General features: G+C 37.7%; 15 protein-coding genes and 2 pseudogenes. 3 read left to right on the top strand and 14 right to left on the bottom strand.

Annotation, left to right across the window (positions count from 1 at the left end; translation table 11 throughout):
- Positions 1–459: 459 nt before the first annotated feature.
- The 7 genes from IPO27_02655 to IPO27_02625 form a co-directional block, all read right to left on the bottom strand.
- Positions 460–960: a hypothetical protein gene (locus IPO27_02655; GenBank protein MBK8845502.1), complete on the bottom strand. Its 501-nt coding sequence runs from the start codon at positions 958–960 to the stop codon at positions 460–462.
- Between the two features lie 12 nt (positions 961–972).
- Positions 973–1,404: a hypothetical protein gene (locus IPO27_02650; GenBank protein MBK8845501.1), complete on the bottom strand. Its 432-nt coding sequence runs from the start codon at positions 1,402–1,404 to the stop codon at positions 973–975.
- 122 nt (positions 1,405–1,526) lie between these two features.
- Entirely contained in the window at positions 1,527–2,483 is a 957-nt protein-coding gene (locus IPO27_02645; protein MBK8845500.1) for an aldo/keto reductase, read from the bottom strand.
- A 449-nt stretch (positions 2,484–2,932) separates the two neighbouring features.
- Entirely contained in the window at positions 2,933–3,325 is a 393-nt protein-coding gene (locus tag IPO27_02640; GenBank protein MBK8845499.1) for an ACT domain-containing protein, read from the bottom strand.
- A 1,068-nt stretch (positions 3,326–4,393) separates the two neighbouring features.
- Positions 4,394–4,834, bottom strand: a complete 441-nt coding sequence (locus IPO27_02635) for a T9SS type A sorting domain-containing protein (GenBank protein MBK8845498.1) — start codon at positions 4,832–4,834, stop codon at positions 4,394–4,396.
- Positions 4,792–5,904: a hypothetical protein gene (locus tag IPO27_02630; GenBank protein ID MBK8845497.1), complete on the bottom strand. Its 1,113-nt coding sequence runs from the start codon at positions 5,902–5,904 to the stop codon at positions 4,792–4,794. The genes IPO27_02635 and IPO27_02630 overlap by 43 nt, the downstream gene beginning before the upstream one ends.
- Positions 5,905–6,755: 851 nt before the next feature.
- Positions 6,756–7,208, bottom strand: a complete 453-nt coding sequence (locus IPO27_02625; protein MBK8845496.1) for a GNAT family N-acetyltransferase — start codon at positions 7,206–7,208, stop codon at positions 6,756–6,758.
- Positions 7,209–7,805: 597 nt separating this feature from the next.
- Between IPO27_02625 and IPO27_02620 the strand changes: the two genes are divergently transcribed.
- Genes IPO27_02620 through IPO27_02610 form a run of 3 tightly spaced genes read left to right on the top strand, consistent with a single transcriptional unit; the run spans position 7,806 to position 10,387 of the window.
- Positions 7,806–8,936, top strand: a complete 1,131-nt coding sequence (locus IPO27_02620; GenBank protein MBK8845495.1) for a cysteine desulfurase — start codon at positions 7,806–7,808, stop codon at positions 8,934–8,936.
- A 44-nt stretch (positions 8,937–8,980) separates the two neighbouring features.
- Positions 8,981–9,601 carry a threonylcarbamoyl-AMP synthase gene (locus tag IPO27_02615; protein MBK8845494.1) on the top strand — a complete coding sequence of 207 codons (621 nt, stop codon included), beginning with the start codon at positions 8,981–8,983 and terminating at the stop codon, positions 9,599–9,601.
- Between the two features lie 3 nt (positions 9,602–9,604).
- Positions 9,605–10,387, top strand: a complete 783-nt coding sequence (locus IPO27_02610; GenBank protein MBK8845493.1) for a hypothetical protein — start codon at positions 9,605–9,607, stop codon at positions 10,385–10,387.
- A 13-nt stretch (positions 10,388–10,400) separates the two neighbouring features.
- Here IPO27_02610 and fdhD read toward each other — a convergent pair.
- The 7 genes and pseudogenes from fdhD to IPO27_02575 form a co-directional block, all read right to left on the bottom strand.
- Positions 10,401–11,217 (bottom strand): annotated as a pseudogene (fdhD, locus tag IPO27_02605) (formate dehydrogenase accessory sulfurtransferase FdhD).
- The gene (locus IPO27_02600) at positions 11,214–11,801 is read right to left on the bottom strand and encodes a molybdenum cofactor guanylyltransferase (GenBank protein MBK8845492.1); all 588 of its coding nucleotides are present in this window, start codon (positions 11,799–11,801) and stop codon (positions 11,214–11,216) included. Before IPO27_02600 ends, fdhD begins: the two are co-directional and overlap by 4 nt.
- Positions 11,798–12,292, bottom strand: coding sequence for a hypothetical protein (locus IPO27_02595; GenBank protein MBK8845491.1), 495 nt, complete (start codon positions 12,290–12,292; stop codon positions 11,798–11,800). Before IPO27_02595 ends, IPO27_02600 begins: the two co-directional genes overlap by 4 nt.
- Positions 12,293–12,294: 2 nt before the next feature.
- Entirely contained in the window at positions 12,295–13,272 is a 978-nt protein-coding gene (locus tag IPO27_02590; GenBank protein ID MBK8845490.1) for a hypothetical protein, read from the bottom strand.
- 53 nt (positions 13,273–13,325) lie between these two features.
- A complete protein-coding gene (locus IPO27_02585; protein MBK8845489.1) occupies positions 13,326–13,721 on the bottom strand; it encodes a hypothetical protein in 396 nt (131 codons plus the stop codon).
- Between the two features lie 751 nt (positions 13,722–14,472).
- Positions 14,473–15,185, bottom strand: a pseudogene (locus IPO27_02580) (DUF2071 domain-containing protein).
- Between the two features lie 51 nt (positions 15,186–15,236).
- A complete protein-coding gene (locus IPO27_02575) occupies positions 15,237–15,605 on the bottom strand; it encodes a DoxX-like family protein (GenBank protein MBK8845488.1) in 369 nt (122 codons plus the stop codon).
- Positions 15,606–15,614: the final 9 nt, after the last annotated feature.

Raw genomic sequence — 15,614 nt, 5'->3', positions numbered from 1 at the left:
ACGCCAATGACCTACCTCAGAAAACAAAGAACACTTTATGCATAACCTGCCAACTGGCAGATAAAATCAAATGTAAATATCAAGTTTAGAATGCAGCATCCATACTGAGTATGTTGTACGCTTTATTGTGCTTTTGTTCGCAAGTTCGATTTAGTGAAGTTGAAATTTGAAAGAATAAAAGTTGCATCCGTATTTTATGCTGCAAAATACCAAAAATTGTATATCGTTACCGTTACGAAGCTGTTTCGGCCGCCAAAATTTTCGACATTGAGTTTTTCACATCCTAATGTTTTGCAGATTTGCGATGGCCGGGAGAGTTACCACAAAACTTGATTTCAAAAACTAATGTTTGATTAACCGCAAAACTATCTTTGGAACACGAAACCCCGCCTGTTGGGTAAGTGATGTTAGCGGTTATTTGTTTTTTCATCTGCTCAGTCTTCAATGTTACTTAGCTTATTAATGTATCCTAAAATATATTGTTAAAGTATGAAAGTTGTGAAAGGTCAGAAATACAAATGATGTAAAAATAAATAGCCAGCGTCTATAAGGCAAATTGAAATAAAACGCACTTCCAATTAGTTCAATTCCTGTTAGCCATAACAATGGAGTATATGCAGGTGCCATAAATCCTAACATACTATTACTCCATCCGCTGTCAGGAAAGTAAATCAAGATAAGCCAGGAAGCAAAGTATAATATTATCCCACCAATATATAAAAACAACCCCTTCTTTTGTGTGCTTGTCAAAATACTTAAAGGCATAAGAAAAGTAAGCGTGAAAACAATTATCCGTGAAATGTTTTCTCCATAAGTCAAGAAAGATGGGATGTCGTTCCAAAATATTTCTGGTTGAAAGGCTTTTGGTAATTTGTTTGTCAGGAGCATATTCCAAATCATAATTGGAAGTGTCAAAAGAAAACAATTAAGCGAATATTTTTTTATAATGCTGAGGTTCATTTAGGTTAAATTTCAAGTCGTTTTTGCTTTGCCCAGCATCCAAGCTGAAACACCACAAGAAATTGTCATTGAAAATGCGCTACATGCTAAATCGACAAAAACACTTGGTAGTGAAAAAATATTTTGAGCAGAAAATAGTCCGAAATTAATAGCTGTCCAAAAGAGTAAACCAATTATGAAGCCATACCTCAAACCAGAACCAAAGGTTTTCGCACGAGACCATTTTATAACTATGGTGATAAAGAAGCCAAATGCCAATGAAGAAACAAGCAATGCCCAAATAATTAGTTGGTCAGGTGGCCGGTTAAGTTGATTTAAGTACTCTATAGAACCAGGTGGATGGGATTTATAGAAATCCTTTAGGAAAGAAAAAAAAACACCAGCATGAAGTATGAGGTTTGTTATCGAGGTTACAAGGCCTGTCAAGATAAAATTTTTGCTCATTTATTTTGCATGTAGTGTTTATTGTAATTATTTACTTTCAGTTTGGGTGACACTCTGCAATGACCGTAAACCCCATGTTAACAATGGGCTTGTCTGTCTGAGGTTGAAATTGCACAGTCAAACTAATAACGACTTCCAATTGTTTGTGATGGCATATAATTTTGCATTGTAGCCAAATCAGTATTTGTTAATTCCACTTTAAATGCACCTAAGTTATCTTCAAGACGGTGAACTTTTCTAGTACCTGGAATAGTAACAATTTCATCGTTTTGACTTAGCACCCATGCAAGAGCCACTTGAGCTTTGGAGACTTTTTTGTCTTGAGCAATTTGCTCAATCACTTCCACAAATTTTAGATTTTCCTTAATGGCTTCGTCTGTAAAACGAGGAAGTGTAAGTCGCCAATCACTTGCTTCTAAATCTGCTCTACTTTTGATTGCTCCTGTTAAGAAACCCCTGCCAAGAGGACTATATGCAACAAAAGTGATTCCGAGTTCTTGACACACATCCAAAATTTCTTGTTCAGGTTCGCGGCTCCACAAAGAATATTCGTTTTGCACGGCAGTAAGCGGGTGAACTGCATGTGCTCTTCGAATCATTTCTGCATTCGCTTCGCAAATGCCTAAGTGTTTTACCTTTCCTTGTTTTACCAAGTCACTCATTGCACCAACAATTTCTTCAATTTCTACTTTCGGGTCTTGTCGATGCATGTAATACAAGTCAATTGTATCAACTCCCAAATTTTGAAGACTTTGTTCGCAAGCTTGGTTGACGTATTCCGGCTTACCATTAAGTCCAAGAAACTCACCATTTGGTCCGCGCATTACTGCAAACTTTGTCGCTAAAATTATCTCGCCCCACCGTCCTTTAAATGCTTTTCCTAATAGACGTTCATTCGCTCCCCAACCATACATGTCGGCTGTGTCGAAAAAATTCACTCCCAAGTCGATAGCTTTGTGCAATGTATTTATTGATTCTTCTTCGTTAAAAGAACCATAAAACTCTGACATACCCATACAGCCAAGTCCAATTCTGTTAACTGTTAGAGTACTGTGTCCTAATGTTGTTGTTTGTTTCATTCTGTCTATTTTTTAAAATAATTAATTTTGAGTTCTTGTCTGTCGTTGTTTTGGCTGCTTTTTTGGGAGTCGTTGTCTAAGCTTACTGCTAAATTCAGCCTGTGAAAAAACCCAACAGCCCACACCTTCACGTTAACAACATGTGGTAAAAATAAAAATTACAACGACACCATTGCCATACCTTAGCAAAAAAAATAAATATATATCACATACCAGAGCACTGCCGGCATCAAAAGGAAATATCAAGTTTAGATTGCAATATTGATTCGGAAAATGTTTTACGCTTTATTGATGCTTTTGTTTGCAATCTCGATTTTGTAAAATTGAAATTTGAAAGAGGAATGTTGGCCTGATATATTAAAGAGCTAAAAGTGCCACAAATCGTATTCAGCCATAGTTAAACAATCTTTCGTCTATACGGCTAAGTTTAGTTAGGTCACTATTTATATTTACGCTGAAAATTTATTTAGAATTTCCATTGCTTTTTTTGCATCTTTTTTGTCTACAAAAATATGGTCGTGATAAAATGCCGCTACAACATTACAACTAATTCCACTTTCACTCAATGCCTTCGAAAAAGCAGCTGTTAATCCAACTGCTGCTAAAGCAGAATGAATTGTTAATGTAATCCAAGAAGTAGTAAAAGAGTAATGCAAATTTAAGTAATCAGCAACATTTTTTTCGATAATTATGGTTACTCCTTCATTTTCTCTGAAAGTCATTAAAATTTCATTCAGATTTAGTTCTTCTAAATTTTCCACTGTGCAGAATACATATTCTCCAATATTCAATCTAGGCATCATCTGTTTTAAAAGTGTTTCTAAGTTTTTTTCTCCATTCATTTTTTGTTTATTTATTTTAATAATCCAAATATCGAAACAATTGCCCAACTTCTTTCTAAAATTACAAATGGTAAATATTTCATTAAGATTGAGGCAAAACAAGCAATTCCGGACCCAATAAAATTTATTAATAAATATACCAAGTTGTTTTTGCAATTCTGTTTGTCAAATTTAAAAATATGCAAGTAGTAAAATAATAACTCCAATAAACCGATAAAATCCATTTGGGTCATATTTTTAAATTGAATTTAAATTTATAAGAATAGCGTAAATTCTTTCCATTTATTCAGCTATCGCTCGTAAGGGGATCACAACGCAATGACATACAAATGTTTTTGCACTAGTGTAAGCAGTTTGTCGCTTTCATTTTATTTTACAAAAATACTTTATCAAAAGTATTGTGTTTAGCAATAGGTTAAAGCGCAGCTGGGTATATAAACAGTGTATATTTCATTTTTATTTTGTTTGGGAGGATATGGGCGAATCTATTAGTGTAGTAATAAATTGCTAAAACATTGTTGAATTTTGTTCTTGGTTCGGGTTCTCGCCAACCGGCTTGATCCATTTTCCACATCCTTGTAATCTATCAACACATCAGGAAAATTCATAATAGCGAGTTAACCAGCCAAAGACATCTATGTTGGTTTCATAAAGGTCGGCATGTGAAAATTTGTAGTCAGATGGTTTAGTACATAACTCCATTTTGGACGCCAAGGATTAAAGTGAATATACTCAAGTTGTTGCTCTGCAATTCTCTTACTGGTGCAGATTATTTTTACCCATAACGTTCAGGCAATGCACGAATTATTTACGGAGGAAACTTACTATAATACATTCATGATATTCGTTGAAGGCACAGCTGTATTAAGTTGCTGCACTGTTTGTGCAATGCGATTTACGTTCATTGCCATAATGGTAAAAGATGCACGAATGTGTACGCTGTCAGGGGCGCTGTCTTGCGTGCTGATTTGTTTTCAGAGGTGGCGTAGCTGTCCGAATAAAAGTTAATGGTGCTTGCAAGTTTGGGGTATGCTTAAGGGGTTGTCACCTGAGGGCAAAATTATAAGTTTATTGTTTTACAAACTTGAGTGTTTGTATTATTCCTTTTGATTTTATTTGACAGAAATAAATTCCCGTGTGTAATTCTGAAAAATCAATAGCAATTTTATTTTTTCCTTGTTCAAGATTATTGGTTGGTATTGTTCTTATTTCTCTTCCAACAACATCAATAATTGAAATCGATATGCTTTTTGTTTCTATTAGTGTGATTTCAAAAAATGCTTTTGTTGTAATTGGATTAGGGTAAAATGTAAGATGCTCGAGAGAATTGTTTTCTACAAGAGTGCTTGTCAAGCACAAATTTGTCTGTATGCATCCTGAATTTGCAATGGTTGCAGGCATTGACATTACACCACCAGAAGAAACAAGCGTAGGGGGCGCAATAACTTGTGGCAATAAATTGGAAGTTACCGTAGCTGCATTCCCTTGATTGCAGCCACTATTGCCCAAAGAATCCGTTTTAATAACATAGAGGTTTTTAAACCTACGCCAAAGCCAAACATTGATTCACCTGTTATAATATATCCACCATCGATAGTTTGTTGTATGGAATTTCCAATGTCATTGGCTGAACTGCTACTTGAGTTGCCATAAGTTTTAGACCATTGTACAACACCTTGAGAATTAATTTTTACAACATACACATCGTAATCACCCAGTGCACTAAAACTGAATGATTTACCGCACATTATGTAACCTCCATCAGAAGTTTGTACCACTTCGTAGCATTCATCTATCAATGCACCGCCATATAGTTTAGCCCATAGTGTATCGCCACTAGCATTCGTTTTTATTAAGCACATATCGAAACCCAAGTTGCCAAGTGTATCTTCCGAAGATCCACCTATAATATATCCTCCATCTGAAGTTTGTTTGACTGTAACTCCACCCTCTGTGCCCGAGTGTCCGTATGCTTTTGTCCAAACCACATTACCTACCGAGTCAGTTTTTACTAAATAAAAATCTCCGCCTCCGGCACCAAAACTACCAATTTCCCCAGTTAGAATATAACCACCATCGCTAGTTTGTTGAACTGCTGAGCCAATTTCAAGTCCTGAACCACCGTAAGTTTTTGTCCAAGAAATATTACCACTAGAATTTAGTTTAACCAAATAAGCATCGAATCCGCCTGCACCAAATGCAGGAGTTTGTCCAGTTATGATAAACCCTCCATCCAATGTTTGTTGTACATACGCCCCCCATTCGTAGCCAATACCACCATAAGTTCTTGTCCATAATGTATCTCCAGTGGCGTTCAATTTTATTAAATACATATCTCCGGCAACATCATCAAAAGAAGAAGCAACACCCGATACAATATAACCACTGTCACTTGTTTGCTGTACGCAAAATCCGTATTCGTTATCCATTGCACCACCGAAAGTTTTTGTCCATGTAGTATCTCCCACTGCATTTGTTTTAATGACTAATATATCACGACCTCCCGAGCCATAGCTGGTTGTAGTTCCAGCTATGATGTAGCCTCCATCAGTAGTTTGTCTTACAGATTTTCCCTTCATCCATAGCCACCCCTCCAAATACTTTTTGAAATGTTATTTGTGCATTTATAGTGAAGCTTGTTAAAGTAAACAATAAAAAAATTAGTAGTCTCATTTTGTGTATTATTAATAATACTGCAAGTTTACACTTATCTTCTCATTTCAATTATGATTTTTATCATCGGAAAAAATGATTTATTTTAGAATCTGTATACAGGAATCGCCTTGTATTCGAATCAATGATTTATAAGAGAAACACTGTACTGCGGGTAAATAAAATGTGATGAAATGTTACGATTGGTTTCTGTGTTAGGTTGCATATTTTCTCTTTTTATTTAGCAAGGTGATAACCAATACAGCTTTGCATACTCTGAACCCCTGTTTGTTTTTTACAGAGATGTTCAAGTGCGAAGCATAGCGAAAGGGTAACGTAGTATGTCAGCCTGTGAAAAAATTAATTCCGCAACAGCTACTTGTTAATTACAATAGTTAAAAAAAATTGCATTGACAACATCGCTAAGCCTTGCCGAAAAAAATAAACATGCATGCTGAGGGCTGCCGCAATCAAATGGAAATATCAAGTTTAGATTGCAACATCGATACTGAAAATGTTGTACGTTTTATTGTGCTTTTGTTCGCAAGTTCGATTTAGTAAAATTGAAAGAGGAATTGCTGGCCTGATATATGAAAGAGCGAAAAACGACACAAATCGTATACGGTCATAGTTAAGCAATTGCAAAAAGTTAAAAAGATTTACCAAAACAGTAAGCAATCCTTCCATTAAACCCCGCACGGCACAAAGGTGTTGCTTGAGCACTGTATAGGCAAAAGCACCTCGTTTGCTGCGTTGCAGCGCCTACCGTACTTACGGCTTAATGTAAGCGGCTTTGGTTTGTTGTCCAGTCATTATATGTCATTTCAAATTTAATTTCTTTTGTACCGTGTGTTCCAACTTCTTTCCAACCTGCTTTTCTATAAAACTTTTCTGCTCGTGTATTAAAGGCTGTTCCTAGCCAAGCTTTTTCTTTAGTCTGCGTAAAATACCAGTCCAACATAGTTTTGTGTAATCGCTGACCAATACCTTTTTTCTCAAATGTCGGGTCTAAAAATAACGCCCAAATATTATTTTCTTTCAAGTCAGCAATTGCAAAGCCCACAATTTGTTTGTCAATTTCGCAAACCCATCCTTTTCCTCTTTTGGTAATAAACTCTTCACAATCTTCATCTGTCACCAAGTTAGGATTTGACAACGTATTTTCTGTTACAGAATTTCTTACGATTTGAATTTGTTTTATGTCGTCTATTTTAGCTTCTCTAATAATCATAATTTATTTTGTGAATTATTTTATAACATAGGTGATGTCACAAATTCTCAAACGCTAATTGTGGTGAGGTCGTGTTAACGGTTCGTTGTTTTTCTGTTTTATTTCAGTTCAATGTATAAAAGATGTGCTACAATTCAGTATATGGGATTTGACTATGAATGGTGCAATATATAAAATTGATTAACAACTTACCTTGCTTATGGTTATCAAGATGAAGCGTATTTTAAAGATTAAACCGAATACAGTGCACCTATTGTTTAAAAAAATACTCTTCGCGAAGTTGTTGTATAACTCCACCATATAGAATTTTAAAAAGCATCTATCTGCATAATTTTGCTCGGGTTATCTGCTTTTGCTTTTAACTTCAAAGCTTAAGAACTAGCACTTATTTGGCTGTTTTTTTCGTTTTCGTGAGTACTGTTTATTGTCCCAAAAGTTTTGGGCATTTGGCCTCAATTGTCAGCCCTGTTTTAATAGTTGAAAGAAGTTAGTTCTTTCAACTATTAATAATTCCATCGTATGCATTTATTAACAAACTTAAGCGGGTCTATATTCTTACGTTTTTTATACCTTAGCCGCCCTTAACCAAAATACTTAATGAAAGTATATTTAGACAATGCCGCCACCACCCCCATGACACCTGAAGTTGTGGCATGCATGGTAGACGTAATGAATGATAAATTTGGTAACCCATCGTCCATACATTCTTTTGGCCGCGAAACCCGAAGTGCATTAGAGGCAGCGCGCAAGAGAATAGCAGCATTGTTATCTTGCTCTCCTGCCGAAATATTTTTTACCTCCGGTGGCACCGAGGCAAATAACATGGCCATACGCTGCACTACCGAGCAATTGGGCATAAAACACGCAATTACATCTCCAATTGAGCATCATGCGGTGCTGCACACCCTCGAAGACCTCCAGCATCAGGGCAAAATAAGGTTAAGTCTTGTTAATGTGGACGAAAAGGGCAATATAGACCTGGCCCATTTAGAAGAACTATTGAAAAACAATGAGCGCAGTTTTGTTTCATTAATGCATGCAAACAATGAAATTGGTACCTTACTACCATTTGATGAGGTAGGAGCGTTGTGTCAAAAGTATGATGCTATTTTTCACTCCGATACGGTACAAACGATGGCGCACATTCGTCATGATTTAAGCAAAACACACGTACATTTTATAAATGCTGCAGCACATAAGTTTCATGGTCCCAAAGGGGTTGGCTTTATTTATATCAATAAGAATATAAAGATAAAACCATTTATAACCGGAGGTGCTCAGGAGCGTAACATGCGTGGCGGCACCGAAAACGTGTATGGCATTATCGGTATGGCCAAAGCACTCGAAATAGCCTATGCCGACCTCGATACAGAAATAGCCTACATACGTAGTTTAAAAGATTACATGAAGGAGCAACTACTGCAATTGTTTCCCGGTGTAAAATTTAATGGAGAAACCGGTGATAGGAGTCTCTGCACGGTTCTTAATGCAAACTTACCACCAACACCCATTGCCGAAATGATGTTGTTTAATCTCGATATACGCGGCATAGCAGCTTCGGGTGGCAGTGCTTGTAGCAGCGGCAGCGAAATAGGTTCGCATGTTTTGCATGCTATTCACAGCGACCAATCGCGACCTTCGGTGCGATTTTCTTTTTCGAGATTTAATAAGAAGGAAGAGATAGATTTTGTAATAGCCCAACTAAAAGAATTATACGCAAGGTTGTAACACCGAACATTTTATAATAACAATAATTTTTATTTTACTTTTTTATGTATTTGGAAATAGATGCGCATCACTTAGATGCAACAAAAGTTAACTGGATAGTAGATCAATTGAAAAGCGGAGCCATCATTGTAATGCCAACCGATACGGTATATGCCATGTGCTGTGCATACAGTCGCAAAGATACCATGGATCGCATGGCTGCACTCAAAGGCAATCACAAAAGCAAAACACAGTTCTCCATCATTATTGATAATCTGGAAAAAATATCCACCTATACCAAACCCTTCGACCGTAGTATTTTCAGAATATTGAATAAGGCATTGCCCGGTCCTTATACATTTATATTGGAAGCCAGTAACGAAGTATATCATAACTTTAAAAAACAAAAACATACCGTAGGTATCCGCATGCCCGACAGTGAGTTGCTTCATGCAATTATTTCGCTGCTTGGTCAGCCACTTGTTACCACTTCGATAGGCGATGATAGCATGGGTGTTGAATTTGCAACCGACCCTAAGTTGATAGAATCAAAATATGGTGACAAGGTAGAAGCTATTGTAGATGCAGGTTTTGGCAATATTACGCCAAGTACCGTAATAGACCTTACAGGCGAATCGCCCGAAGTAATTCGCGAGGGTGCAGGTTCGCTCGAAGTATTGAACTAAACAATGAGTCGCGTAACAGTAGTCATATACGTTTTAATTGCCATGTGCAGTGCCAAGCATTGCCTCGGGCAGGGCGATGTATATCGGGTTTACAATCCCGAAGATTATCCCAAAGAAAGTTTCAGAACTCAGGTGGAGAGCCACCGAATAAAGAATGTTGAAGTTAAACTGATTGAGGTTTTTAATAATAATTATTTTACCAATAAGTCGTTGTACTGCCGCGCATGGATGCATGTGTTACTTGCCGATACCATTTATGAGCGATTGTATTTTGATAACATGAATGCGTATCGCGGCTGCTCCGGTATTTATTTTGACAAAGATCAACCGCCAAATTTTCTTGTGTTTTCAAAGTTTGGCGATTACGATGGCCGCACCATTATCATTGATACCAATGGCACGGTGCATAATCTTAGCGGGGGCAATTATTTCATTTCGCGCGATGGCCGTTTTTTATTTTCTATTTATGATAGTGATAAGAATGGCTTAACTGTTTTTGATTTTCGTTTGGTAAAAGTTGCCTTTGCCGATGATGATATGTTTTCGCGAATCGATAACTGGTATTTTCAAGGAGGAAAATATTTTAGTATAGATCAGGAAGGGGATGAGATGCTGGAAGAAGAAACCACCAACCCGAATTTCCTTCCGCAGTTTAGCATTCAGGTTTTTGATTTTACCAAGCGGGCTTTAAAAAAAGAAAGACTGCCTTTTGAAAATCTTATCGAAGATAACCGTATCGATATTATACCGCGTTTTAAAACAGTGCAACAATGTCAATGCGATTAATCAGTATGGTGCCTTATAACACACGCTCAGGCATGGTATAGCAATTAAATTTTTCAGACTTTAAAAATCCTACTAAGGTGATATTTCTTTCGGCAGCAAGTTGTATGGCCAAGCTGCTAGGGGCGCCCACCGCAACAACAACAGGAATTCCCGCCATCGATGCTTTTTGTATCAACTCAAAACTTGCACGTCCGCTTAATTGCAGCACGGCTTGTTGCATAATATTTGCAGTTGGCAGCAGGCTGCCAATTAGTTTATCAAGAGCATTGTGTCGGCCAACATCTTCGCGCAGCGCAATAAATTCTCCGGCAAAAGTAAACAGTGCTGCGGCATGCAAGCCACCGGTTTGGTCAAATGCTGCCTGCTGAGCCCGCAACTTATCAGGCAGGCCAAACAACACTTCGCGTTTTACAACATCGCCATGATTGGTGCTTGCAGGTGCTACCGTATGCACTGCATCAATGGACGTTTTGCCACAAACACCGCAACTCGATGTGGTATAAAAATTTCGTTCGAGCCGCTTCCAGGTCAATATCAGTGTCTGGTGTCAGTTTAACTTCAATCTGGTTTTGCCCCAAGTCTTTATGCCTCACATGTTCCAGTTGATTATAATGCTGTATGATGCCTTCGGTAAAAAGAAAGCCGGTGGCAAGTTCCTCATCGTTGCCAGGTGTTCGCATGGTAATAGAAAGTGTTTTTGTTTGCCACTCCTTGTCATAAAATGAAATACTTATTTCTAAAGGTTCTTCGCAAGCAACCATATCCAACACATCTTGCTTGCCCTGTGCATCAAATTTGGTAATGGTAATTTGTTGAATGGATTTGCTCATGGTTTTATTTTTTTAATGGCTTCATCGCGCATGCCAGGTGTATCAATACTGCTAAATTTATCAGGAGGTTCCATGGCTACTTTATCGGCTGTTACCTTTTGTAAAAATTGCTGTAACGATCTGTTGCCTTGTTCGTACCGTTGTTTCATTCTTGCATATAGGGTATGCGGATAAATGGCAATAACGGGTTCATAGAGGTTGTGATCCGCAGAGTAATAGGCCACGCAATTTTTGGTATTTATAAATTGCATTTGCAATTTATGCAAGTCGGCAGTTTCTAAAAATGGATAATCGCAGCCAAGAACAAAAAGATTTTTTTCGCCAAGGGTTTCGAAACTACTAAGCACTCCTCCCATAGGGCCCGATTGTGCATAGCATTCGAGGTCAATAATTAAATTATTCTGATTGCCAAATGCATGTGCATTGGTGCTGTTGCAGGATATATATACTTCATCACAAACATTACTTAGTAAGCTTGCGGCATGCAGGTATTGCTGCGTTCCATGAAACTGGATAAAACTTTTATCGCTACCCATGCGGCTGCTGCGCCCTCCACTAAGTACTATTCCGGTCAGGTTATTCATGCTAGTAAGGTATCAAGTTTATCGCTTATTTCTACTTTACATTCATGCATGTAATTTTCCAGAAAATTGTTCAATAAATTTTCGCGAACCACAAGCAGCAATGTAGTGTTGTTAGGTTGGTTAAGATGGATTTGTAAAATTTGAACCAAGGTATGATGCAATCCTGTTTGTTGTTCTACTTCGAGTTTGCCAATTTCATCTATGATGAAATAATTTTTTGAGTTAGTATAATTTTTTTCGAGATAAGCAGAAGCAGAATCAAACGCTTTTTTACTAAAGCAAAATTTGCCTACGGATATTTTTTCTTCGTTGGCTTTACGGTCTACTTGTGCAGGCAGGTAAATGCTTGAATTGATAAAATAAAAATTTCGCACATCGTTTACATCCGGCATTAGTATTCCATCGGCTTGGTGGTGCATCTTGCACCACTCCATCAGCTCGGTGGTTTTGCCCGTCCGTATAGCTCGCGAAAAAATTTTTACCGCTCCCATTATTATTTAAATAAAACCATTACCAAAAGATTTTCAGCAAATCGCTTATAGCGTGCAATAGGGTTTCCCTTGCCTGCCTGTGCCAATGCACGTGGTATCGTAGTTTTTATTTCTTCCATTTCGGCAAACAGATGGTTGATGCGTTCGGCCCACGCATTGTCCGATTTCAATATGCGGGTTAATAAATACTTTATCAGCAGTGGCAATAAGTAAAACAGAAAAATGATGGCTAAGCAGGCTCTCCCTAAAACATATAAAACTGATTGATTTTTTCCGGTGATGTACAATACTGCTGCAATGGAAATTGCTGTAAGCATAATCATAATGAACTTAACATAGGGATTGCCGCGTTTCGCATCCATCGAAATAGAATTTGAATTTGTTGCGGCATCAAGGTTAATGGATTCCGAAAGTTTTACAATCCTCACAGGCAAATTTCCGAGCCAGCTTCCAATGGCAATACCTACAAGCAGGTAAAGCAGCACATAGCCAATGGCCAGCCATTTAGCGGCTTCTACTCCGGCATTTACATGCAACAGTTGCATTATTCCATTTACAAATGCATCTATGGCTTGTGGCAATGATTTGCCAAACAAAAGCAGGAGGATTAGAATTTTTTGTATGGCACTCTGCACCAGCGCAATTATAGCAGCAACCAATGCTGCTACACGAAATTTTGGTATCAGCATATAGATGAGGGCTCCCGAAAGTCCCTGAAAGGCAACAGCAATATATGCAGCAAAAGGTGTAAACGGGCTTGCCAGCATTTTTGTTACCATTACCATAAACGTTGCTACCAAAATGTCTTTCCATTTATTTTTGGAATAGAAACCAATAAGGCCAATTAGCACAACTGCAAAACCTCCCACCAATATGCCTGTAAAAGGAAATTTAAAGGCATGCAGCATTCCACCCAGCAGCGATTCATTTAACGCCCATAAGGCTGTAAGCCTGAATATAATCTGTTTGTGGTTATTCATTTAGCTGACGAAGATAGAATGAAAATTGAAGATTGTCATTTCCCCTTTTTAGCTTACACAAAAGCGCATCTATAAAATAAGAAAACCAACCAAAGCCAGAACAAGCTAAAAACAATATGCACGGTTGTTTCAAATATTTTGCCTCTCCATAATTTGGATGAGTAACCAAAAATCTGCAAGGTCATGCGCAATCCCCAGAATAGCATAAGCCCCAACGATATTCGTTTTCCAAGCGCGGTGCTGTATAATTCTGTAGCGGATGTAAGGCAAAGCAACCCCATGAGTAATACGGTTATGGCAATAAATAGCGAATGAATATACATCATCTGCCTGTTCATGATGCTTAATGAAGCGAGTTCTGTTTTCCACTTGAAATATGATGGAAATATAACATGAATAAGTGCGAGTGCTATAAGAAGCCCTCCTGTAATTTTAATTTGTATTTCCATTTTTAGTTAAATAATAAACAGTAACAAAGGGAGTGATTTTTTGTACGTCTGAGATTGCTAATCCACTTTTGGCAAATGCCTTTTTCCATGTTGAAGCCGACTGGAAATGAAATGCTCCCAGGTTGTATGCCAAAAAATTATTCACATCGCGAATATGTTCTACTAAAATCACCTTGCCATCTATAGCCAGCACACGGTTAATTTCGTTAAAGAAAACATCGCGCTCCGTACTGTTGCGAATTTCGTGTGCAGCCATCCACAGCATTACAAAATTAACGCGCTTGTCAGCCATGGGAATAAGGGATGTTTCTATAACCACGGTTCCCGGGTAGGGTGGGTAAACCTTGCGTGCTCTTTTTATCGAAACTTCGGTATGCGTGGCAGGATTGTAAAAGTCGAAAACATGCATTGTTGCATGTTTAAATTTTTCTTGAAGCAGTTTGCTCGTTTCATCGAACCCTGCATGCATGTTGACCATAATGCAGCCGCTATCACACTTCATGTTTAGCCACTGCATCGTATATAATGGTGATGCATCATATACATAGTACGTTACTACCAACGAAACGATCATCGTCATCGTCAGGCCAATTAAAATCAGATTGATGAATGGCGAATAGGTTTCTGACAACAAGTATTTCGATAGGGCAATCATGATAAAGGCAATGATGACCAATACATAAAAATGCCAGTTAAACCTTAATACATTCAAAAGGCCTTGAGCCGGTTTACGTTTCATAGCAATTCCTTTCTTCCTTTTTTTCCAATAGTATGGCACGTGGTCAATTATAAATGCATTGGCCAGTGTACAAGGAATATTTAACGCTCGAATAAATTTAAAATCAGCATGTATTATACTTACCGGAGCAGGTTGCCAATTGGTTCTAACACCTTCAATTATTAAAACGCTTTTGTTTTCTTTATCTGTAGAAAAGGTAAATGGCAAGGGTCCTGCAAATTTTCGCGCTTCGGCCCAGTTGGTAAATGGAGAGTGCAAAGGCAGTAATGTGTTTTCATTACCTCGCATTATGTGTACTTTTATTCCTAGTGTATGCGAGTGGATTTTTATTTCGGTTTCCGATTCATCTATTTTTATGTTCCCGGTTTCATACTTGTAACTTGAAAAAATATTTCCCATAACGGACATTAGTCGGCTATCAGTTTCTGATTTTAAAATGTAAAGGCCGCGCAGTCGCTTTTGCTCTTTGTTATGATAACGCACAAACACACGATAACCGGTAAGAAAAAATCGCGACCACACCATTCCGGAAATCCTTTGGGCCTGAGGTTTTTGGTTTTTACCATAGCCACTGCTATAAAGGCATGTTGGTTCTTAAATGTATCAGGCTGCAAACATGCTGGTATTAATTTTACAGCATCAGCTATGTTGATGGCAAAAGTAAACACTAATGAAAAATCAAAAGTTGCCTCAATTGCAAAAGGATGATCTTTAAGCCATGACATAAGACAGGAATATTATTTTTTTGTGTCCATAAGAAAACAGGCAGTTAAATCTTAATCAGTCCATAAGTAGTGCAGCAATATTAGACCCACAAAGCAAGCAGCAAATATGCTATTGCACTTGCCCCAAAGCAATAAGTGAGGCACCAGAAAAAATTCTAATAAATTCATAGTTGTAACGATCAATATCTGTATTGCAGTATTTAGTTTGGAAAATAGTTGCGATATAATCCAGATAGCCATTACAATTTCAGCAATGCCAATTAATATGGTTAGTTGCGCAGCATATTCGCTTCCTAATATGGAAGCTACAATATCGCGGTGTCGTGGCACACCATTTAGCACTTTGCAATACAAACCATTAATTAACCATACTGCAGCAATGCTGTATCTAAGTAATGTGATGATGTGTTTTTTTTGCAAGCAAAAAAA

The sequence above is a fragment of the Bacteroidota bacterium genome (assembly GCA_016714535.1).
In the GTDB taxonomy this organism is placed as follows: Bacteria; Bacteroidota; Bacteroidia; order AKYH767-A; family OLB10; genus JADKFV01.
Note: the sequence above shows the minus strand (reverse complement) of the source record. Positions and strands in the feature narration are given on the sequence as shown.

Excerpts from the sequence above, each read along its gene's own strand:
- IPO27_02655 (MBK8845502.1), bottom strand. The coding sequence starts at position 960 with ATGAACCTCAGCATTATAAAAAAATATTCGCTTAATTGTTTTCTTTTG.
- IPO27_02650 (MBK8845501.1), bottom strand. The coding sequence starts at position 1,404 with ATGAGCAAAAATTTTATCTTGACAGGCCTTGTAACCTCGATAACAAAC.
- IPO27_02645 (MBK8845500.1), bottom strand. The coding sequence starts at position 2,483 with ATGAAACAAACAACAACATTAGGACACAGTACTCTAACAGTTAACAGA.
- IPO27_02640 (MBK8845499.1), bottom strand. The coding sequence starts at position 3,325 with ATGAATGGAGAAAAAAACTTAGAAACACTTTTAAAACAGATGATGCCT.
- IPO27_02630 (MBK8845497.1), bottom strand. The coding sequence starts at position 5,904 with ATGAAGGGAAAATCTGTAAGACAAACTACTGATGGAGGCTACATCATA.
- IPO27_02625 (MBK8845496.1), bottom strand. The coding sequence starts at position 7,208 with ATGATTATTAGAGAAGCTAAAATAGACGACATAAAACAAATTCAAATC.
- IPO27_02620 (MBK8845495.1), top strand. The coding sequence starts at position 7,806 with ATGAAAGTATATTTAGACAATGCCGCCACCACCCCCATGACACCTGAA.
- IPO27_02615 (MBK8845494.1), top strand. The coding sequence starts at position 8,981 with ATGTATTTGGAAATAGATGCGCATCACTTAGATGCAACAAAAGTTAAC.
- IPO27_02610 (MBK8845493.1), top strand. The coding sequence starts at position 9,605 with ATGAGTCGCGTAACAGTAGTCATATACGTTTTAATTGCCATGTGCAGT.
- IPO27_02600 (MBK8845492.1), bottom strand. The coding sequence starts at position 11,801 with ATGAATAACCTGACCGGAATAGTACTTAGTGGAGGGCGCAGCAGCCGC.
- IPO27_02595 (MBK8845491.1), bottom strand. The coding sequence starts at position 12,292 with ATGGGAGCGGTAAAAATTTTTTCGCGAGCTATACGGACGGGCAAAACC.
- IPO27_02590 (MBK8845490.1), bottom strand. The coding sequence starts at position 13,272 with ATGAATAACCACAAACAGATTATATTCAGGCTTACAGCCTTATGGGCG.
- IPO27_02585 (MBK8845489.1), bottom strand. The coding sequence starts at position 13,721 with ATGGAAATACAAATTAAAATTACAGGAGGGCTTCTTATAGCACTCGCA.